Below are 20,706 nucleotides of genomic sequence, written 5' to 3' on the forward strand. Positions count from 1 at the left end.
TGAACCAAACGCCCATCCACCGAATAAATTGTAGCAAAAACGTTAGGGATGGATGTTAAGCATGGACGGATTAGATTACCCTGTAAGTATACAAACCTACCAGATGCTCCACGATAAATTAAAGCTGCTTTACCCCGCCGTTATTCATCACACGCCTTATACTGCGGAACGCGCCATGAACATTGCCATTGTTAATGCCGTTAACAAGCAGCTTCACGAGCAAGGCTACCCCCAAAATCCGAAGACAGACGTTACCGCCTACTACGAACTGAAAAACAATCAGCGAGCGGTGCTCAGCCTAACCTTATGGAATTATGCGTTTTCCGGCGGCGCTCATGGCCTTACAATTCAAAACGCTCTTACTTTCAATACAGAAACTGGTCAGACTTATGCGCTAAAAGATTTGTTTAAGCCAGGCAGCGATTATGTCGGCAAGCTCAGCGAAATGATTAAAGCTGAAATTAAGCTGCGGGATATTCCCCTGCTGGTTGACTTTAAAGCGATTCGGCCGGATCAGGATTTTTATATTGCGGATAAAGCCCTCGTCATCTATTTTCAAGTTTACGAACTGGCCGCATATGTCTACGGTTTTCTTTATTTCCCTATTTCTGTGTATGCCCTTCAAGACATCATTGCTGAGGAGGGGCCGCTGGGTAAAATGTTTAGTTAACCGCAGACGATAATTTGTCGGCTAAACTTTCCTTTGTTGACTGCGCAGCGGTCTGCTATGTGAAAGCCCGCCTGCTCGATCAGCGGATCAATCTGCTCCGTCGTAATAATCACCGCACGCTGCGCCAAGCGTCGAGCTGACTGCAGCATCTGCAGCTGCTCATCCTCCGGCAGCTTCGAGCATAGGTTGTACGGCATGTCGAGGATGAGCGCGTCATAACGGCTCTCTGCAGTTCCAGCAGCTGGTGTAGCGGCTGGGGCTGGGGCAGCAGCTGGGACAGCAGAGACATGGGAGGCCGCTGGCAGGCCCAACGACAGCATGTCTCCTAGCGTGACCACGTTCGGCATGCCGAAGTGGGCCAGATTCACCCGCACGCCGCGCACCGCCAGCGGGTTCATGTCGTTGCCGACGATGTCGATGCCCATCGACATCGCTTCCACCAGCACCGTGCCGATGCCGCAGCACGGGTCAATGACCCGCGTGCCCTCGGTGACGGGCACGGCGATGTTCACCACCGCCCGCGCTACGCGCGTACTCAAGGCGGTGGAGTAGTTCTGCGGCTTCTGCTGATGCAGAAGCCAGACGGCTTCGCCGTAGGAGCAGTCGCCGAACAACCAGCGGTCCCCCAGCTGCGTCACGGCGAACCACTGCTCCGGCTTCCTCATCTCGGCTTTGCCGCGGAGATGCCGGCCTAGTTCGCGTTCGACGTCCCGCCGCTGGTCGTAGCTGACCGGCGTATCCGTCTCCGCGAACACAACCTTGAACGTTGACCCGCCTACGGTCAACGTCTCGACCTGCGAGGCCAGTGCCGGCAGGTTGCCGGCCTCGTAGCGAACATCCAGCCGCAGCTTCAGGAACGGGCTGCGGCTTGGTTCCACCCTGCGCGGGCTGACGGCGTAGCCCGCGCCGAGCACGGTTCCTGCGCCCAGTAAGGTGCGCAGCTCTAACTGACATAGCGCCTGCTCTTCTTCATGGCAGGCGTAAATATAGATGTGTTCCATTGATCGGTATCCCTCATTTTAAATGTGAATCTGTGTTATGAAGTAACATCTTTGCTTTCGCTTAGGAATTGCTGTGTGACTTGCTTCATGAAGGTTTTGGTCGTCTGGCACAAGAACATGTCCTTGCGATATACGATGCCAACATCCTTTTGCGGCACGGGGTCCATAATCGGAATGCAGCGGATCTCGTTGCTCTGAATGCCTTCCACGTAGGAGCCGGGTAAAACCGCGCCGCACACATGATTTTTGGCCATTTGCAGCAAAGATTCCAAAGTGGACAGCTCCAACACCGGCTTACATAACAAATCTGACTGCTCGCAGCATGCCTCTATCATATGCCGGACATAAAATTTTTTAGGCAGCATGGCGACTGGCTGCTGCACAAGATCCTCCAGCCGGATCGCTTCGGCGTCAGACAGTGGATGATCTTTGGAGACAACTAGCAGCAGTTTTTCCTTATACAAGGGAATCCGAACCAGCTGCTCATCCTCATCCGGCAAAAACACAACGCCTAAATCCAGCTGATTGTTCAGCAACCCATCTATCGTCTCTTCGGTGGCCAGTTCAGCTACTGACAGCTCTATTTTCGGATACGCGGCATGAAAAGCCATAATCGTAGCCGTTAGCAGATGATTGCCCGAGCAGCCAATTCGCAGCCGCCCCCGCTGCATACCTTGTATCTCGTTGAAAGCAGCCTGCGCTTGCTCCAGCTCATGAAAAATATTCCGGCTGTGCTTAAGCAGAATCTCTCCCGCCTCCGTCACATAAACCTTTTTCCCGATGCGCTGAAAAAGAGGCGAACCGATCCGCTGCTCCAAGATGCGAATTTGCTGGCTTAATGTGGGCTGGCTGATGCCCAGCTTCTCTGCGGCTTTTGTGAAATGCAGTTCCTCGCAAACGGCCAAAAAATAGGCCAATAACCGATAATCCATCCTCTGAGCCCCCGTTCATAGCGATTAACTATGATCGTAATTGATATTTCCCAATTGATCAATGATTGTTATTTTTCTATAGTATAGAATAACGATTAAGATCGTAAACGAAAGGTGGTTACTTGCCATGTATGGACAAATTCGATTTGAACGCAATCCTCACCTCAAAACAAAACCAGGCGTCCAGGATGACCTAGGCTTTGGGCGTATCTTTACAGACCATATGTTTGTGCTGGACTACGTCGAAGGACAAGGTTGGCACGATCCGCGGATCGTTCCTTATGCCCCGCTCTCCTATGACCCTGCTGCGATGATTTTTCATTATGGGCAAGCTGTTTTTGAGGGGTTAAAAGCATTTCGTACCGAAAGCGGAGAGATTCAAATTTTCCGTCCCGACCAAAATGCCAAACGGCTCAACCGTTCCAGTGAACGGCTTAACATGCCCCCGATCGATGAGAATTTCATCGTAAACGCTATTCAGGAGCTCGTGCGTGTCGATGCTGACTGGGTACCAAGCAAACAGGGTGCGTCCCTCTATATTCGTCCCTTCGTAATTGCTACTGAAGCCGGCCTAGGCGTGCGCCCATCTTCGCGCTATTCCTTCGTTGTCATTATGTCGCCGGTAGGCGCTTACTATGAGGAAGGGCTTCAGCCTGTCAAAATCCTCGTAGAAAGCCACTACGCCAGAGCCGTTCAAGGCGGTACTGGCGGTGCCAAAGCTGCTGGGAACTACGCAGCAAGCTTGAAAGCGCAAGTGCTCGCTAAAGAGCATGACTGTGCGCAGGTGCTGTGGCTGGACGCTATCGACAAGAAAAGCTTGGAGGAAGTCGGCAGCATGAACGTCTTTTTCAAAATTGGCGGGGAAGTTGTGACGCCAAGCCTCAGCGGCTCGATCTTGGAGGGCATTACCCGCAAAAGCATTATCCACTTGCTGAACGATTGGGGCATCCCTGTCATCGAGCGGAAAATCTCCATCGACGAAATCGTGCAAGCGTATGAAAATGGCACGTTGGAAGAGGCCTTCGGCACAGGCACAGCCGCCGTTGTTTCGCCTATCGGCAGCCTGCTGTGGCAGGGCACTCCGATGGTCATTAACAATGGCCAGATCGGCGAGCTTGTCCACAAGCTCTACGACACGATTACTGGTATCCAGTATGGCCGTATCGCGGATAAACATAGTTGGATGGTAACTTGCTAATCGCATCCGGTATATTGAAGAACCTTTCCTTCACTTAGGTGGTTGGAAAGGTTCTTTTTCGTTTCACCAGCCAAACAAAATAAGAGTTAAGCTATCGCTTAACTCTTAGATCAGTGCATCACCGGTTATTTATGATACGGTGCGGCTAGCTACCGTTAACGGCAAGTTTTCAACTAAACCAAGCGCCCGTGCTGTTGAAGAATCAATTTGTTTAATTAGCTCAGGGTTTTTCAATAAGGAAACGCCAAATGAAGGAATCATTTCCTTGATTTTCGGTTCCCACGCTTTGACCTGTTGCGGGAAGCATTTTTTGATTAAGTCAAGCATAACGGAAACGGCTGTCGATGCCCCTGGAGAAGCACCAAGCAAAGCTGCAATTGAACCATCAGCGGCGCTAACAAGCTCAGTACCGAATTGAAGCGTTCCTTTGCCGGCAGCTGTATCTTTGATAACCTGCACGCGTTGGCCAGCGACCACCAAGTCCCAGTCCTCGCTTTTGGCGTTAGGGACAAACTCACGCAAAGCTTCCATACGCTGCTCTTTGGATAACATAACTTCCTTGATCAGGTATTTGGTCAATGACATGTTTTTGCTGCCTGCCGCGAGCATCGTGACAAGGTTATCCGTTTTGACAGAAGTGATTAAGTCAAACATGGAGCCCGTTTTTAAGAACTTCGGCGAGAAGCCGGCAAACGGTCCAAAGAACAATGATTTTCTCTTATCGATAAATCGTGTATCCAAATGCGGAACCGACATCGGAGGAGCACCAACCGGCGCCTTGCCGTATACTTTTGCAAAATGCTGCTCGACAATTTCCGGTTTCTGACACACCATGAATATGCCGCTTACCGGGAATCCGCCGATTCCTCTTCCTTCCGGAATACCGGATTTTTGCAGCAAATGTAGACTTCCTCCGCCTGCGCCGATAAAGACGAATTTGGCCGAGTGGTGATCGACGCTGCCGCTATCGAGATTCCGTACTTTAAGCTCCCATGAGCCGTCACTCGCACGTTTGATATCATCCACGCTATGTTTGTACAAGATATCGGCGTTTTGATCCTTTAGGTGAGCAAACAAGTTACGCGTTAACGCGCCAAAGTTGACATCAGTGCCTGATTCAATTCTTGTTGCTGCGATAGGTTCATTCAATTCCCGATCTTTCATAATAAGTGGAATCCATTCCGCTAATTTAGCCGGGTCATCGGAGTATTCCATCCCTTGAAACAATGGATTGTCCGTTAGTGCTTCAAAACGTTTTTTCAAAAATGCTACATTTTGCGCCCCTTGTACTAGACTCATATGAGGCAGCGGTGAGATAAAGTCTTGCGGATTGCGGATCAGCTTGCTATTGACCAGATAAGACCAGAACTGTTTGGAAACTTGAAACTCTTCATTCGTTTTGATAGCTTTGCTGATATCTATGGATCCGTCCGATTTTTCGACGGTGTAGTTAAGCTCGCATAATGAAGAATGTCCCGTTCCCGCATTATTCCACTCGTTAGAGCTTTCCTCGCCAGCGCTTGCGAGCTTCTCAATCACTGTAATTTTCCATTCCGGCACTAACTCTTTCAACAGTGACCCCAAGGTCGCACTCATGATTCCGGCACCAATTAAGATAACATCTGTTTTCATTTGTCTGTTGCTCATTTTAACCGTCCTTATACCCTAAGATTTGCAGAAAGGATGTAGGCGTTCTTGGTAAGACGCTACAGCAAGCCAGGGAGCAAGCTAGTCACACATCTTTTCTGGATCAAAACTAACCCTATTTATAAAATATTTATTTAACTATTATATGATAGTTATAAGCTGTACGACAAGAAGTAAGGCGAAGAAGCCTTGCAGGTTATTCCTTACATCATGCGGAGAAGCTTCCACGAAAGCAGTTTCTGAACCAATTATGCCTATCTTTACATCTTGCATGAAACTAAATGATAGTATTTGGCCCCACAGCCATAGTCTGCGGGGCGCTTTCTGTTAGATCAACATGAACTCGTCTCACTTCTGCTCAGGTGCTTCTTCTTTTTTCTGATCAGCCACCAGCTTACCATCAATATCGATAATATCTTTGGATTTCACGGCTTCATCTCCGAAAAAATCCCTCAGCTTGCTCTTGGCCTTGAGCTTTACATCGTCGTCAATATTTTTGGCGACGACGGCAAGAGCTAATCCAAGCGCGCTCAAATCATCGACATAACCGACAATCGGCAGCAAATCAGGGATAAGATCCAGCGGCAGAATGAGATAGCCGAGTGTCCCATAGATTTGTACTTTCGCTTTTAGCGGTGTTCGCGGACTCTCGACGGCATAATAAAGCAACAAGCAACTGTAAATCACTTTGCTTCCTGCCTTTTTAGCACCCTTTTTCAATTTGGACCAGAAATCATCCCGATTAAAATACTTTTGAAATTTAGAAGCGTCCATTTCGCGATCACTCCATTCTTAACTCCATTATACCACTATCGATGGAGATGAGCTAAATCGCATCCCCTCGCACCCGCAAGACAAAAGGCTACCCCCCAAGGAGCAGCCCAACAATGGCTACAAGGCCGAATATGGTTAAAATGACACCCGATATCCGGTTAATCCAGCGATACACAGAAACATGGATACGATCGCGAAACATCCCGATCACGAAGCTAAGCGCCAGCCACCATAAGGCAGAACCGGCGAATACGCCAATCACCAGAGCGATGGCCGCAGCCATGCCGCTTTGCGCGCCAGCCATGCCTAAACCAGCAAAAGCGCCGAGGAAAGACATGATGGTCATCGGGTTGGTGATGGTGAGCATGAGGGTCGACGCATACGATTTGAGCAGCGTGTCACCAGAAGCTCTGGCCGCTTCCGTAGCAGGCCGAGAACGAAAGGTTTGCACACCCAAGTAGATCAGGAACAAACCGCCTACCGCTTGCAACAGCACCTTTTGGTCAAGAAGAAAGCCGGTGACCAGCGTCAGACCGAATCCGGCAATGAAGCCGTAGAAGGCGTCAGCTGTCGCAGCTCCCAGCCCTGACAAGAAGCCATGCAAGCGGCCCAAGGTAATGGTTCTTCGAATGCACAAAATACCAATGGGCCCGACCGGCGCTGCGATCGAGAGCCCAAGTAGAATACCTTTCAACAAGGGAATGAGCATAAATTACAGCACCTGATCTCCATCATAGGTCGCAATTTTTTTGTAAAGATCCGGACGACGGTCGCGGAAAATACCCCATTCGATCCGTTGAATTTCCAACTGATCCAAATCGAATTCGGCAACAAGCACCGTTTCTTCCGTGCGGCCAGCTTCTTCGATCATGTTGCCCTGCGGACCGGCAATGAATGAAGAGCCATAGAAGTCGATGCTGGAATCTTCGTCTACTTCTTTCCCAATGCGGTTCGAAGCAATAACCGGCATCAGGTTCGACGCGGCGTGTCCACGCATGCACATTTGCCAGTGATCTTTGGAATCAATGGAGCCATCTTGCGGCTCAGAGCCGATTGCCGTTGGGTAGAACAGAAGCTCAGCGCCCATCAATGCCATTACTCTTGCAGCTTCCGGGTACCACTGGTCCCAACATACGCCTACGCCGATTTTGGCGTAACGGGTTTTCCATACTTTGAAGCCGGTGTCGCCAGGATTGAAATAAAACTTCTCTTCATACCCCGGACCGTCCGGAATGTGGCTTTTGCGGTAAGTGCCGAGCACTTGGCCATCGGCGTCAATAACGGCAAGCGAATTGTAGCGAGCATAATTTTTTTTCTCATAAAAAGAAATCGGCAGCACGACGTTAAGCTCTTTGGCAATCTCACGGAAATGATTAATGGCTTTATTATTCTCGAGTTCTGTCGCGTACACGTAGTAATCGGACTTTTCTTTTTGGCAGAAATAAGGCGTCTCGAAAAGCTCTTGAATCAAAATGATTTGCGCGCCCTTCGCAGCCGCTTGGCGAACCAAAGCTTCTGCTTTGCGAATGTTTTCATCAATGTTTGTGGTACAGCTCATTTGTGTGGCTGCTACTTTAACGTTTCTCACGTTATATCACCCTTTCCGGCTTGCTGGCATTTGCTGCGTTGTGCAGTGGACGTTGCCGCCCTCTTTGATAATGGACATGCCATTGATTTTACGGATTCTGCGGTCCGGGAATGCTGCGCTCAGCACTTCCTCCGCTTTGCGATCCGTCTCCTCGGCTGTACCGCCGAACACCGGCAAAATGATGCCGCCATTCACGAAATAAAAGTTCAAATAACTAAGCGTTAAACGCTGCTCTTCAAAGAAAGTAAGTGGTGGCTGTTCGATTTGGATAATCTCGAAAGAACGGCCTTTGGCATCTGTCGCCTTGCGCAGAATCTCCAGATTTTCCTGTGTGATCGCATAATTCGCATCGGAAGGATCGTTGCACACTTGCAAAATGACTTTGCCCGGGGCAGCGAAGCAAGCGATATTATCGACATGGCCGTCCGTCTCGTCGCCGTCGAGCCCTTTGTTCAGCCAAATAATTTTCTCGACATTCACGAAGTTCTTCACGAGTTCTTCAATCGCTTCCCGGCTCAACTCCGGATTACGGTTCGTATTAAGTAAACATTCTTCCGTGGTCAGAAGCGTGCCTTCACCATCGACATGAATGGAGCCGCCCTCCATCACTAACGGAGCGTCAAAACGCTTCACGCCATGGTGCTCCAAAATTTGCGGAGCCACGTTATCATCTAGATCCCAAGGTGCATATTTGCCGCCCCATGCATTGAACTTCCAGTTCACCGCGGCGATTTCTTGCTCCTCGTTCAGCAAAAAGGTAGGGCCATTATCACGGAACCAAGCATCGTTATGTTCAATGGTTAAGAAGTCAACGTTAGGCTCAGTAAACATCGCCTTCACTTGTTCGGCATCCGCAGGGTTAACAACGACCGTCACAGGCTCGAATTCCGCGATGGCTTTGACCAAATCCGCGTAGCCTTTTGTTACAACAGCGTGATCCTCTGGGTACACCATAGAATCTTGAACAGGCCACGAAATGAAAGTCCGTTCATGAGTTGTCCACTCCGCAGGCATTTTATAGCCTAAATCCTTAGGTTTCATCAATTCATCCATCTCACTTTATATAAAATTTATATTCGCATTTTTGAGGGCCCAAAAAGCACCGTCTTTCATCATATACCAAAAGGAGCCTCCACTCAATGTACAGAGGTTTACAATTTTGAGAACGATCTGCTATCCAACTCTAGCAAGACCTAAAAGCCATCCAGAATTAGCATCGTATAGTTTGCTTCCGATTTATGAACATTAAAAAAGGCTTGAACAACGCACAACACATTAGGGAGGATGACCGAATTTGGCAACTATTTTACACATTACCGCACACCCTCACGATCATCAGACTTCCTACAGTATGGCTGTAGGGAAAAGCTTTATCGATGCTTATCGTGAGGCTAATCCGAACGACGAAGTGATTCCCATCGACTTGTACAAAATCTCGGTACCGCACATTGACGCCGATGTATTCAGCGGATGGGGCAAATTACGGAGCGGCCAAGAATTTGCTTCGCTAAGCAAAGAAGAACAGGCCAAGGTAGCTCGCCTCGGTGAATTAACCGACCAGTTTGTCGCCGCGGATAAATATGTTTTTGTGACGCCGATGTGGAACTTTTCCTTTCCTCCCATCATGAAAGCCTATCTCGACTCGATATGTACAGCGGGCAAAACCTTCAAATACACAGAAAGCGGACCCGTAGGCTTGCTGCCAGGCAAAAAAGCGCTGCACATCCAAGCCCGGGGCGGCGTGTATTCAGAAGGTCCGGCGGCAGCCATGGAGATGGGCCATCGTTATATTGGCATCATTATGTCTTTCTTCGGAATCACTGACTTCCAAGGGATTTTCGTTGAGGGAACCGCTCAGTTCGCTGATAAAGCAGAGCAAATTAAAGAAGAAGCGATTGCTAAGGCCAAGGATTTGGCGAAGAGCTTCTAAAGGGAAGATTGTCGGCGAAACTACTTTTTAGGTAAAAACACTTAAATAGAGGATCACAGTTCCCTCCAACACAAAAAAAGCTAAGTAAACCGGTATACGGTCTGCTTAGCTTTTTTGGCCTATGTTTTCTTCCGACCCCGGTATTGTCCCGTTCTCAGCTCCAGAATATAAGCATCCGCGTCCAGCATCTGCTCATCCTTGGCATGCTGTACAGCAAGCTCGATATCGTATGGAACCCTCACATGCTGAAGATTAAACGTACCAGGTTCTTTGCTGTGATAATGCCCCTCCAATAGGACATAGGAAGCCTGCGTCATATCCAGCGGATTGCCTACACTACCTGTATTGAAAAGCATCCGGCCCTTGAGAATTTGCAGAAAAGCATTATGGACATCGGCATAACCTGCTACATCCGCTTCCCTGGGGTCACCGCAAGCTTCAGAGGATTCGAACATCGACAACCGGCTCTCCATAGAATCCCACGGCTGAATGCGTTCGTAGACGCTTCTTGGCGAAGCGTGGAACAATCTTACAAATTTACCGCTCATCCAAAATTCATAGGAAAAAGGCAGCTGCTTTAGATACGTCGTCCGCTCTATCCCCAGCCGTTCCTGCTGCCAAAGTAAAACCGGATCCGTTACTTGGTTTCCGATGAAATCATCCCAATTTCCTTTGATCACTACATCGCAGGATTCCCGTACACGGTCCACGACCTGTTCGGAATGCGGTCCTTTGCCGACGAGATCGCCGAGACAAATGATTTGCGTCACATTCCGCTCCTGAATATCGTGCATGACCGCTTCATATGCAGGCATATTGCCATGGATATCTGAAATAAGGGCTAGTTTCTCCATCAAGCCGCACCTGCCTTTAGATTAAAATGATTCCTCCGCTGATTATGCCGTTACTGTCACTTCCGCCTTTTTCCCCGCCCTCCGAACTAGAAACGGATACAACAGGTATAGGCCAACGACATACAGCAGCACAGCTATGTAAACGGGAAGCAAATGAATGAAATCTGTATAGCCAATATGAAAATGGACCATCAACCCTGCTGCAAAGCCTGGTATTCCACCCCACAGGAACGTCCACCACAGCCAGCTTTCGCCTTGGTTCACTCCCCAGAGCGCGGAAGCCGCAATGGCTACAGCCAAAGAAAATAAGGCGCCCCCAAAACCAGCCCTGTCGTGCGCAATAAGCGGAATCAGATGCTCGTTCCAATCGGCAAGAAGCTCAGCGGTTACACCCAGATACGCTAAGTCGGTCGGTACGAACACCTGCGTAATCCCGACAAAAGAAATAGTCAGCCCGCCGATTGCCAGACCAAACCCAAGGACGACAAAGCAGCACTGCCCCCACTGGGCTCTGTACCAGACGGCGTCATTCCGTAAGCCCGGAGGCTTCCGTGAAGGATAATCCTTCAACCCTCGCAGAGTGAGCAGCAGCATAGGGAGAAGCACAGCAGCTGCAATTGCATGCAGCGGGTCGAAATAGCCATAACCAAGATACAGAAAAAAGCTGCTGAAACCTACTGTGCATGAAGTAAGCAGCGCGGTACGAGCCCAGTGCGAGCCAAACCGCAAACCATGTGAGGCCAGTTGGTAATAAAAGATGCCTAACGAGATCATGGTCCCCGCTAAAGTAATACGGTCATGAGACATGAAATGTATAATATGCCCATTAAATCGATTTATGACACTCCGGCTCACGCCAAGGAAGGTTTCATCATAGGGCAAAAGCACGCTGGTTGAAGCGATCAGCCAAGTCAGCACGCCGCCGATCATCATGCTGATGCCGAGCAAGCTCATCCAGCCCCAATTCGCCCAAAACGACGGCGGCTCGGGCTCCTCTGTGTCACGAATGCGCTCATACAGAATCGCTTCGTTGATCCGCTTTGGCAGCCCTGGCCCCGCGTATACGAACCCGCTGTGCAGCTGCACGCTGTTCGCGCCCGCGGCCAGCAGCTCCAGCGCATCCTGCGGCTGGCTCACCGCGCCAGCCGCAACGATCGTGGCCGCCCCAGCTGCGCGGAGACGGCGAACCAGGCTCAGCTGTGCGCTGAGGAGAGCATGGCCGCCAACGCAGATGCGGCGGCTGCCCTCCTCGCGCTGCGCTTCGCCGACGACGCCCCCGCTCCAGCTGGCCGGCTGGAGCTCGCGCAGCATGCCCTCCGGCAGCTGCGGTGGGATGTACAGCAGCGCCGGCTTGCCCGCTGCTGCTGCCAACTGGCGTACCTCACGGAGGTACGCCAAAGCTTCGTCCGGTGGCCAGCCTTCGGCGAGGCCATCGATGTAGAAGCCCGCCGCGTACGGCGCCAGCTTCTCCAGCAGCTCCTGCTGCTGAAGCAGCGCTTCGCGCGGCGTGCTGCCCGGCATCGGCCGGAGCCGCACGAAGTGCGGCAGGCGATGCCCCGTGCCTTTGCGCAGCCGCTCGGCGATAGCGTCTGCGCCAGCATTGGCGTAGCCATCAGGGTACACGATGGCTTCCTGCTCGGAAACGCGCTCGATAGGCGCGTCGCAGCGCACCTCGCGCACGGTGACGGGGCCAAGCTCGATGAAGCCGATCCCGAGCTGGGCCAGCGCTTTGTGCGCGATGCCTTCGGGATCGAGCGCTCCGCTTAAGCCGACGGGGCACGGAATCGGCACTCCGGCGATTTCGTCTTGCAGCACGGCCGACTGCTCGAAATGCCCCATCGTTTTGATCACGAAGGTACCGCCAGGCATGCGGCTTAATCCGCCCATCGTGTGTAATGTAAGGTCCCGCGCGATCTTGGACGTCAAACGAAACAAAAGTGGTTTAAATATCGAATGATAAGACCAGTCAGGCATCTATGCGCTCCTGTCTCTTATAATGATATGGAAATTTGTTCATTTCTAGTATAACGCGAAAAAGATTGAAATGAATACAGACACAGATTGTTGTCTTTTCATGTGATTACAATCACACCACACCTCTTTAGTTTTTACTATACTTACCTCATAACCACCAAAACTTTCTGAAGTGAGGCGAGTCCCTATGCTAAGTCAACAATCCATCGATATCATTAAATCCACAGCTCCCGTATTAGAGATACATGGTACATCCATTACGAAACGCTTCTATGAAATGTTATTCACTTCACACCCCGAACTGCTGAATATATTTAACCATGCTAATCAAAAACAGGGCAGACAGCAAACCGCTTTGGCGAATGCCGTTTACGCCGCTGCGCTTCATATTGACCGGCTCGAAGCCATTTTGCCCGTTGTGAAACAGATCGCTCATAAACACCGCAGCCTTGGTGTGAAGCCGGAGCATTACCCGATTGTCGGCCAACATTTGCTCGGCGCCATTCAAGAGGTGCTCGGAGAAGCGGCTACGCCGGAAATTTTGCAAGCATGGGCCGAAGCCTATGGCATCATCGCGGATGCTTTCATCGGAGTTGAAGCGGATATGTATCGCCAAACAGAAACGCAAGCGGGCGGTTGGTCGGATTTTAAACGTTTTCGAATTGCTCGGAAGGTGAAGGAAAGCGATGTGATTACTTCCTTTTATCTTATGCCTGAGGACGGGGCTCCACTCCCAACATTTGAACCGGGGCAATATATCAGCGTCAAACTCGAGATTCCAGGCGACACGTATACACATATCCGCCAGTACAGCCTCTCGGACGCTCCAGGAAAGCCTTATTACCGCATTTCGGTAAAACGAGAAAATCTCATGGCCGAACGACCTGACGGGAAAGTTTCGATGTTCCTGCACAATGAAACAAAGGAAGACGATGTTGTTCTAATCTCTGCGCCAGCGGGCGATTTCACCTTGAACCAGCAGGATACCCGTCCTGTCGTGCTCATCAGCGGCGGCGTAGGACTGACACCGATGGTTAGCATGCTGCAAACATTAGCCGCAACGAATCCCGAGCGTCAAGTGACGTTCATTCATGCCGCTCAGAACAGTCAGCATCATGCCTTCAAAGGGCATGTTGAGGAACTAGCTTCACTGCATCCGGCGCTGAGCTTTTATTGGTGCTACGATAAGCCTACGACATCAGATCGGGCAGAGAACTCTTTTCATCGAGAAGGTCACGTAAGTCTGGATTGGCTTAAAAGCATTGTGCCTACGTCCGCGGCAAGCTTCTATTTCTGCGGCCCCGTGCCTTTCATGAAAGCTGTAAACAACGCCCTTCGCGAGTGGGGGATCCCGGAAGAGGACCGACACTTTGAGTTCTTCGGCCCTGCCGGAAGCTTATAATTTCGCCACTTTCTCCCTTAGAAGCCGGTTCACGGTTTCACGGCGCAGCCCGATCAATTGACCGATCTCTTCCTGTGTTAGCACTTCCGTTAAAACCGTGGTGCCCAGGTAGCTGTGCATCCATTGTTCCAACTTTTGCAGCTTCACCGTTGGGGTTACTTCGGTCAATTGATCAATCCGCTGCTGCATCATTCTTAGCTTCTCTTGCAGCTGCTGCGCAATGATTCGGAAGCGCTCTGGGTTGTGATCCAGTTCACGATACCATTCCTCGGAAGATATGGTTTCAATTTCACTAGCTACCAGTGCGACCGCCGTCCCATAATAGGGCTTGGGGCTAATCAGAGAATGGTGAGGAATCGTCTCCTCCGGCACAATGATATTCACGAGTGTGGCATGGCCGTCTTCGTGTACACGGACAATTTTGAGCAGTCCGCTTTTGAGCCGATACAAGCCTCCCGATTCTCCTTGACGAAACAACGTCTCGCCTTTGTGAAGCTTCATCCTTCAGTCTCCTCTACGCGAAAAAGCGACAGCAGTTCTTATGCTGGTCGCTTTTATTTGTTTGGTTTAAAGTTCTTTTTTTATAGCCGTTGGGGTCGGCATCATCTTGCTGAGAAACTGCGAGAAGGCTTCCGACCATCTGGAGATGACCGGCACTTGCTCGACTTTCGCGATGAGCCACACAAATATGATGAGTCCAAGCAGAGAAACCAATACGGCTACCGGTAGAGCCCAAATCGAAGTCGTATGCGCAAAAAAAGGAATAAATGACACCGACAAGATCGGAGCAGCGTTCCATTTTAAAACCTGAATAAGTGAAATCGTAATAATAGCCGTTAGAAAAAAGGAGAGCGTGCCATGACTAATGCTGTACATGACGCTTCCAAGCGTGACCGCAATAATCGCACCTAGGGTGATTCGCCCGACATCTTTAATTTGATCAACACGATGCATGAAAAGGAAGCTGAAAGCACCGAGCGTGGGATAAAAGACCATCCGGAGCGATGGAAAATGATAGGATGCCCAGTAAGCACCCATTAAATAACAGCAAATGACGAGTGAACGTAAAAGCATCGATGAGTTCCGTCCTTTATTGTAAGTCATAGGAAGAGTCATAAGAGGCTCAAAACCCTTCTTATTTTACATAAGATCGGCTAGGATGGTCAAATCCAATTTTCGTATATATTAACCACGTTAATGATTAATTAATTACCATCTATAGACACCGTCGTTGAGGCAAAAAACTTCGATACTGCAAACGATGCCGCCCCCAGAACCGTCGAACGGTCGCTCAGTTGCGAGAACTCCACGTTCAGCAGCTTCCGTGGAAGCGGCAATGAGCGTTTCTCCAACAGTTGGAGCAGCGGCTTCATGAGCCACTTCTCCGCTCCGGCCAAGCGGCCTCCGAGAATGATGAACTCGGGATTATAACCATTAATGATGTTAACGACTCCAACGCCGAGATAATACCCGAGTCGCTCGAACAGTGCAATGACCTTCTGATCGCCGGCTTCCGCCTTGCTCAGCAGCATATCGAGCTGCGCGGGCTCTCCCAGTTCCAGGCGGGCTTGCTCCAGCAGCGCGTGTTCGGACGCATACAGCTCCCAGCAGCCTAAGCTCCCGCAGCGGCATTTCGGTCCGTCATGCTGGATCGAAATGTGCCCGATCTCACCGGAGAATCCGGTTGCTCCGCGGTACAGCTCTCCCTTAATGATAATGCCGGCGCCAATCCCGATCCCGATCGAGATATACACCAGATTCGCAGTGTCTTTCCCTGTTCCAAACTGCTTCTCTCCTACAGCTCCTGCATTCGCTTCATTATCAATAACGACAGGAATGCCGAACGCTTCCTCGATATCCTTTTGCAATGGAACGTTCTCCCAGCTTAGGTTAGGAGCGAACAGCAGATTGCCGTCATCGTCGCAGATGCCCGGCACTCCAATACCGATGCCAATGATGCCGTAAGTGCTCGCCGGCGCACTGTCGATCAGGTTACGGATCGTCAACTTCAAAAGCTGAATGACGGATTCAACGGATGCGTTGTCATGTTGAACTCTTTTTTCGCTGATTACCTTGCCGGTTAAATCAGTTAAAACAGCGAGTATATCATGGACGCCAAGATCGACGCCGATGGCATATCCTGCCGTTCCATTGAACAGCAGCATCATCGGCTTACGCCCGCCGCTGGACTCGCCAGCGCCGATTTCATCGACCAGGCTGCTTTCGATCAACTCGTTCACGAGGCTGGATACCGTCGCTTTCGTAAGCCCTGTAATCTCCGCGATCCGTGCGCGGGATATAGGCGAATCCGTGCGAATATGGTGCAGCACAATGGATTTATTTATTTTTTTCACTAAGTTCAAATCGCCTGTTTGTTTCATAACTAGCCCCCACACCGCTCCAATAGCTTGTCTTTTCTTGTAATTGAACTGATTTTAACACGAATGGCATCCTCACGCACTAACTAAGTTTGTTTAATGAATTTACAAACTTTGCGAATGATGCTATGATGACTTCATAAGCATTTATAAACTCATTTTGGAGGCTGAATTCATGAGCTACTTTGATAACATCCAACAAATCAAATACGAAGGTCGCACATCGACGAACCCGCTGGCATTTAAATTTTATAACCCTGACCAAGTGATTCTAGGCAAAACGATGCGTGAACATATGCGTTTTGCAATCGCTTACTGGCACTCCTTCTCTGCTAACGGTTCCGATCCGTTCGGCAGCGGTACAGCTGTTCGCGCTTGGGATCAATATTCCGGTCTTGAACTGGCGAAAGCGCGCGTTGACGCATGTTTCGAGCTGCTGCACATCCTTGATGTAGACTACTTCGCTTTCCATGACCGCGACATCGCGCCAGAAGGCAGCACGCTGCAAGAAACGAACCAATACCTGGACGAAATCGTTGGTCTGATCAAAGACAAGATGCAAGCTTCCGGCAAAAAATTGCTTTGGAACACAGCGAATATGTTCACGAACCCTCGTTTCGTGCACGGCGCTGCTACAACTAATAATGCTGACGTTTTTGCTTATGCTGCAGCACAAGTGAAAAAGGCTTTGGATCATGCCAAAGAACTCGGCGCTGAGAACTACGTTTTCTGGGGCGGCCGTGAAGGTTATGAGACGCTGCTGAACACGGACCTGGGTCTGGAACTCGACAACCTTGCCCGCTTCCTGCACATGGCTGTTGATTATGCTAAAGAAATCGGCTACACCGGCCAATTCCTGATCGAACCTAAGCCGAAAGAGCCTTCCAAACATCAGTACGATTTCGATGCGGCTACTACGCTTTCATTCTTGCAAAAATACGACTTGCTTCCGTATTTCAAATTAAACCTGGAAGCTAACCATGCTACGTTGGCTGGACACACTTTCGAGCATGAGCTTCGCGTTGCCCGTATTAACGGCGTTCTTGGTTCCATCGATGCGAACCAAGGTGATCTATTGCTCGGCTGGGATACCGACGAGTTCCCGACTGACCTATACGCGACGACACTTGCGATGTACGAAATCCTTCTTAACGAAGGCGGAATCGGCAGAGGCGGCGTGAACTTTGACGCTAAGGTTCGCCGTACGTCCTTCGAGCCTATTGATGTGGTGTATGCTCACATCGCAGGTATGGACTCCTTCGCACGTGGCTTGCAAGTCGCTGCCAAAATGATCGAAGACCGCGTATTCGATAACATTCTCGACACGCGCTACGCTTCCTTCAAATCCGGCATCGGCGCAGATATCGTGTCCGGCAAAGCAAACTTCAAGACACTTGAAGCTTATGCGCTTGAGAACAGCCACAACATTGTTAACCAATCCGGCCGTTTGGAATTGATTAAAGCTACGGTTAATCAGTATCTGATTAACGCTTAATTACCTGCTGATTAGGCGTGCGCTACTCGCGCCGAGCAAACCATGAGACTGTCTTCGAAGGCCAGAAATGGCCTGAGGGGCAGTCTTTTTTGTCTGCGCTGTGGCTGCTGGGCAGGTTGGTTGGCGTGTTAGCTTGTGCTGGTCGACTGCCTTGTCGAGCGCCAATGGAGCTGCAAGTACCCCTTATGTTATACTTTGAGGTAGCTAGCCTGGTTGCATGCGGCTTATCCACGGGGAAGTTAAGCTTGTTTTAGTGCTGTAAGTCCCCCTATGTTGTACATTGTGCAACGGAGTTAGGGGGTTTTGCGGTTTTATTTCGCCTTCATTGTACGAAGTGCAATGAGGGCGCTGGATTTGTGCTCAAACGGTAACTTTTGAGGGCAAATCGTTGCAGAAAGTGCAATGTAGCTTATCCGAACAAGCCAATTGTGGCCAAATGGTTGTAGAAAATACAACATAGGCACTCGGAGTCGTTGCCTCAGGCACAACTCAGCTGTTACGAGGTAGCTAGCTTGGTTGCATGCGGCTTATCCACGGGGAAGTTAAGCTGGTTTTAGTGCTGTAAGTCCCCTTATGTTGTACATTGTGCAATGGAGTTAGGGGATTTTGCGGTTTTATTTTCCCTTCATTGTACGAAGTGCAATGAGGGCGCTGGATTTGTGCTCAAACGGTAACTTTCGAGGGCATTTCGTTGCAGAAAGCGCAATGTAGCTTATCCGAACAAGCCAATTGTGGCCAAATGGTTGTAGAAAGTACAACATAGGCACTCGGAGTCGTTGCCTCAGGCAAGACTCGGCTGCTACGAAATAGCTAGCTTGGTTTCTTGCGGCTATCCACGGGATAGTTAAGCTTGTTTTAGTGCTGTAGGTCCCCCCTTATGTTGTACATTGTGCAACGGAGTTAGGGGGTTTTGCGGTTTTATTTCGCCTTCATTGTACGAAGTGCAATGAGGGCGCTGGATTTGTGCTCAAACGGTAACTTTTGAGGGCAAATCGTTGCAGAAAGTGCAATGTAGCTTATCCGAACTAGCTAATTTTGGCCAAATGGTTGTAGAAAATACAACATAGGCACTCGGAGCCGTTGCCACAGGCTAGACTTGGCAATTGGAAATAGCTAGCTTGGTTGCATGCGGCTTATCCACGGGAAAGTTAAGCTTGTATTAGTGCTTTAAGTCCCCCCTTATGTTGTACATTGTGCAACGGAGTTAGGGGGTTTTGCGGTTTTCTTTCGCCTTCATTGTACGAAGTGCAATGAGGGCGCTGGATTTGTGCTCAAACGGTAACTTTTGAGGGCATTTCGTTGCAGAAAGTGCAATGTAGCTTATCCGAACTAGCTAATTTTGGCCAAATGGTTGTAGAAAGTACAACATAGGCAGACGGAGCCGTTGTCTCAGGCAAGACTCAGCTGTTACGAAGTAGCGAGCTTCGTTTCATGCGGCTATCCATGGGATAATTAAGGTTGTTTTTCAATGTTAACGAGGAACTTCCGAGCGATGACCACACTTTCATGCTGATAAACAACGTTACAGCGAAAAACATGGCGGGATCGGCCTTCCCCGCAGCAGTTAAGCTTGTTTTTCAGTGTTAACGAGGAACTTCCGAGCGATGACCACACTTTCATGCTGATAAACAACTTTACAGCGAAAAACATGGCGGGATCGGCCTTCCCGCAGCAGTTAAGCTTGTTCTACAGCATTCCCGCATAACTTCCGAGCATTGACCACACTTTCATGCTGAAAAACAACGAGCGAGAATCACCGCGCGATTACGCTCCCCGCCACAAACACGCTGCTCTACAACACTACCGCTGCACCTCCGGCTGCTTCCCCCCATCATTACGCGCAAAAAACCAATGATTAAACACAAGGGATAGCTGCAGAGTCACCCATATGCTAATGAACGTCCAATACCAGCTCCAAGTATGATATTTGATCAGCTGGGTTTGCGATTCAAGGATAACCTCAATCACCGTAATCGCTGTTGGAAAGGCCAGCACGAAGAGAAAGCGAGCCCACCCCTTTTTCACCTTCGGATAATAAATATTCAAATAAACGGCAATGATCGGATAGCCGATAAATTCAAACGTCAAACTCGAATAATTGCGCTGAAGCTCTCTAACCGGATATTCCAGCCATTTGTGTTCCACAACGATAAGGCCCAGAATCCAGCTTAAAAATTGCTGAAATAGAAACGCAACATGCGCTTTACGACGGTCGCGTTTGGGCACAAGGAGCATTCCAATGGCAGAGATCACCCACACGGCTAAGATAATGAAATAGTCTACCTTAACATTCATAACCGTCGTTCTACCCTTCCTTCTGTATCTTCCTTTGATAAAACCACTCCACATACGTTCTTACCGCATTTAAGACCAGCCATAAGAGAACCGTATGAAGGACGATATTGAAATGTACATATTTCAGAATATCCGTAAAACTGGAAACCAAAGTTAAATAGATCGCCAAGAACAAAACGATGCGAAGATGATAAAAAAACTTGATTACGCCCGAGTTCCGGCTTGGATAATACAGCGCAAACAGCGTTGAGACCATTGGGAAAAAGATGTAGTTATTAGTGAAATTACTCCCGGAGGCAGCAGGAAATTCACGAATCGGATTAGCAATGGCCTGCCATTCGACTAACAGCAAGCTCATGATCCAAGCGACCATTTGTGTAGATAAGAATAACAGAACGGCTTCCCGAGTCCGATGTTTGGGTATCTTAATCGGTATGAGAATGATGCAAACGATCCAAATGGCGATCAAAATTACCCGTTCCACTGTCATGGTACTCAGCCTTTCTGCATGAAATCTCCTATTTCCCAATATGCCCGAATTGCTTCCATTTAACCCTGAGACAAGGAG

20 protein-coding genes are annotated in these 20,706 nt (G+C 49.6%); 6 read left to right on the forward strand and 14 right to left on the reverse strand.

Annotation, left to right across the window (positions count from 1 at the left end):
* Nucleotides 1-61: 61 nt before the first annotated feature.
* Nucleotides 62-670 carry a DUF3298 and DUF4163 domain-containing protein gene (locus tag GON05_RS27095; protein WP_157323587.1) on the forward strand — a complete coding sequence of 203 codons (609 nt, stop codon included), beginning with the start codon at nucleotides 62-64 and terminating at the stop codon, nucleotides 668-670.
* Here GON05_RS27095 and GON05_RS27100 read toward each other — a convergent pair.
* On the reverse strand, nucleotides 667-1,671 hold the full coding sequence (locus tag GON05_RS27100) for a TRM11 family SAM-dependent methyltransferase (RefSeq protein ID WP_157323589.1): 1,005 nt from the start codon (nucleotides 1,669-1,671) through the stop codon (nucleotides 667-669). The genes GON05_RS27095 and GON05_RS27100 overlap by 4 nt on opposite strands.
* A gap of 35 nt (nucleotides 1,672-1,706) precedes the next feature.
* Entirely contained in the window at nucleotides 1,707-2,603 is an 897-nt protein-coding gene (locus GON05_RS27105) for a LysR family transcriptional regulator (RefSeq protein ID WP_157323591.1), read from the reverse strand.
* A 127-nt stretch (nucleotides 2,604-2,730) separates the two neighbouring features.
* On the opposite strand from GON05_RS27105, the gene GON05_RS27110 reads away from it, so the two are divergent.
* Nucleotides 2,731-3,801 carry a branched-chain amino acid aminotransferase gene (locus GON05_RS27110; RefSeq protein ID WP_157323593.1) on the forward strand — a complete coding sequence of 357 codons (1,071 nt, stop codon included), beginning with the start codon at nucleotides 2,731-2,733 and terminating at the stop codon, nucleotides 3,799-3,801.
* Between the two features lie 129 nt (nucleotides 3,802-3,930).
* Here the strand turns inward: GON05_RS27110 and GON05_RS27115 are convergent, their stop codons facing one another.
* The 5 genes from GON05_RS27115 to GON05_RS27135 all read right to left on the reverse strand — a co-directional run bounded on the left by GON05_RS27115 (nucleotide 3,931) and on the right by GON05_RS27135 (nucleotide 8,851).
* Nucleotides 3,931-5,448 (reverse strand): malate:quinone oxidoreductase, encoded by a 1,518-nt coding sequence (locus tag GON05_RS27115; protein ID WP_157323595.1) that lies wholly within the window; start codon nucleotides 5,446-5,448, stop codon nucleotides 3,931-3,933.
* Nucleotides 5,449-5,796: 348 nt separating this feature from the next.
* On the reverse strand, nucleotides 5,797-6,222 hold the full coding sequence (locus GON05_RS27120; protein ID WP_157323597.1) for a YkvA family protein: 426 nt from the start codon (nucleotides 6,220-6,222) through the stop codon (nucleotides 5,797-5,799).
* An 88-nt stretch (nucleotides 6,223-6,310) separates the two neighbouring features.
* Nucleotides 6,311-6,931 (reverse strand): LysE/ArgO family amino acid transporter, encoded by a 621-nt coding sequence (locus GON05_RS27125; RefSeq protein WP_157323599.1) that lies wholly within the window; start codon nucleotides 6,929-6,931, stop codon nucleotides 6,311-6,313.
* Between the two features lie 3 nt (nucleotides 6,932-6,934).
* Entirely contained in the window at nucleotides 6,935-7,810 is an 876-nt protein-coding gene (gene aguB / locus GON05_RS27130; protein ID WP_181646602.1) for an N-carbamoylputrescine amidase, read from the reverse strand.
* Between the two features lie 6 nt (nucleotides 7,811-7,816).
* Complete coding sequence (locus GON05_RS27135) at nucleotides 7,817-8,851, reverse strand: agmatine deiminase family protein (RefSeq protein ID WP_157323601.1); 1,035 nt, start codon at nucleotides 8,849-8,851, stop codon at nucleotides 7,817-7,819.
* Nucleotides 8,852-9,104: 253 nt separating this feature from the next.
* Here GON05_RS27135 and GON05_RS27140 point away from each other — a divergent pair, with 253 nt between their 5' ends.
* Entirely contained in the window at nucleotides 9,105-9,740 is a 636-nt protein-coding gene (locus GON05_RS27140; RefSeq protein WP_157323603.1) for an FMN-dependent NADH-azoreductase, read from the forward strand.
* 119 nt (nucleotides 9,741-9,859) lie between these two features.
* On the opposite strand, the gene GON05_RS27145 is transcribed toward GON05_RS27140, so the two are convergent.
* Entirely contained in the window at nucleotides 9,860-10,594 is a 735-nt protein-coding gene (locus tag GON05_RS27145; RefSeq protein WP_157323789.1) for a metallophosphoesterase family protein, read from the reverse strand.
* A 42-nt stretch (nucleotides 10,595-10,636) separates the two neighbouring features.
* Nucleotides 10,637-12,130 (reverse strand): beta/alpha barrel domain-containing protein, encoded by a 1,494-nt coding sequence (locus tag GON05_RS27150; RefSeq protein WP_338114198.1) that lies wholly within the window; start codon nucleotides 12,128-12,130, stop codon nucleotides 10,637-10,639.
* Nucleotides 12,131-12,133: 3 nt separating this feature from the next.
* Between GON05_RS27150 and GON05_RS39475 the strand changes: the two genes are divergently transcribed.
* Both GON05_RS39475 and hmpA read left to right on the forward strand, forming a co-directional pair.
* On the forward strand, nucleotides 12,134-12,361 hold the full coding sequence (locus GON05_RS39475; protein WP_246239496.1) for a hypothetical protein: 228 nt from the start codon (nucleotides 12,134-12,136) through the stop codon (nucleotides 12,359-12,361).
* Between the two features lie 394 nt (nucleotides 12,362-12,755).
* On the forward strand, nucleotides 12,756-13,970 hold the full coding sequence (hmpA, locus tag GON05_RS27155; RefSeq protein WP_157323606.1) for an NO-inducible flavohemoprotein: 1,215 nt from the start codon (nucleotides 12,756-12,758) through the stop codon (nucleotides 13,968-13,970).
* On the opposite strand, the gene GON05_RS27160 is transcribed toward hmpA, so the two are convergent.
* The 3 genes from GON05_RS27160 to GON05_RS27170 form a co-directional block, all read right to left on the reverse strand.
* Nucleotides 13,965-14,471: a Crp/Fnr family transcriptional regulator gene (locus GON05_RS27160; protein WP_157323608.1), complete on the reverse strand. Its 507-nt coding sequence runs from the start codon at nucleotides 14,469-14,471 to the stop codon at nucleotides 13,965-13,967. The genes hmpA and GON05_RS27160 overlap by 6 nt on opposite strands.
* Before the next feature lie 66 nt (nucleotides 14,472-14,537).
* Nucleotides 14,538-15,044 (reverse strand): hypothetical protein, encoded by a 507-nt coding sequence (locus GON05_RS27165; protein WP_181646603.1) that lies wholly within the window; start codon nucleotides 15,042-15,044, stop codon nucleotides 14,538-14,540.
* Between the two features lie 131 nt (nucleotides 15,045-15,175).
* Complete coding sequence (locus GON05_RS27170; protein ID WP_157323612.1) at nucleotides 15,176-16,351, reverse strand: ROK family transcriptional regulator; 1,176 nt, start codon at nucleotides 16,349-16,351, stop codon at nucleotides 15,176-15,178.
* Between the two features lie 172 nt (nucleotides 16,352-16,523).
* Between GON05_RS27170 and xylA the strand changes: the two genes are divergently transcribed.
* Nucleotides 16,524-17,843, forward strand: a complete 1,320-nt coding sequence (xylA, locus tag GON05_RS27175; RefSeq protein ID WP_157323614.1) for a xylose isomerase — start codon at nucleotides 16,524-16,526, stop codon at nucleotides 17,841-17,843.
* A 1,800-nt stretch (nucleotides 17,844-19,643) separates the two neighbouring features.
* On the opposite strand, the gene GON05_RS27180 is transcribed toward xylA, so the two are convergent.
* Nucleotides 19,644-20,138, reverse strand: coding sequence for a CBO0543 family protein (locus GON05_RS27180; protein WP_157323616.1), 495 nt, complete (start codon nucleotides 20,136-20,138; stop codon nucleotides 19,644-19,646).
* Nucleotides 20,139-20,148: 10 nt separating this feature from the next.
* Nucleotides 20,149-20,628 carry a CBO0543 family protein gene (locus GON05_RS27185; protein ID WP_157323618.1) on the reverse strand — a complete coding sequence of 160 codons (480 nt, stop codon included), beginning with the start codon at nucleotides 20,626-20,628 and terminating at the stop codon, nucleotides 20,149-20,151.
* Between the last annotated feature and the right edge of the window lie 78 nt (nucleotides 20,629-20,706).

The sequence above is a fragment of the Paenibacillus anseongensis genome, from assembly GCF_009757995.1.
GTDB lineage: Bacteria > Bacillota > Bacilli > Paenibacillales > NBRC-103111 > Paenibacillus_E > Paenibacillus_E chondroitinus.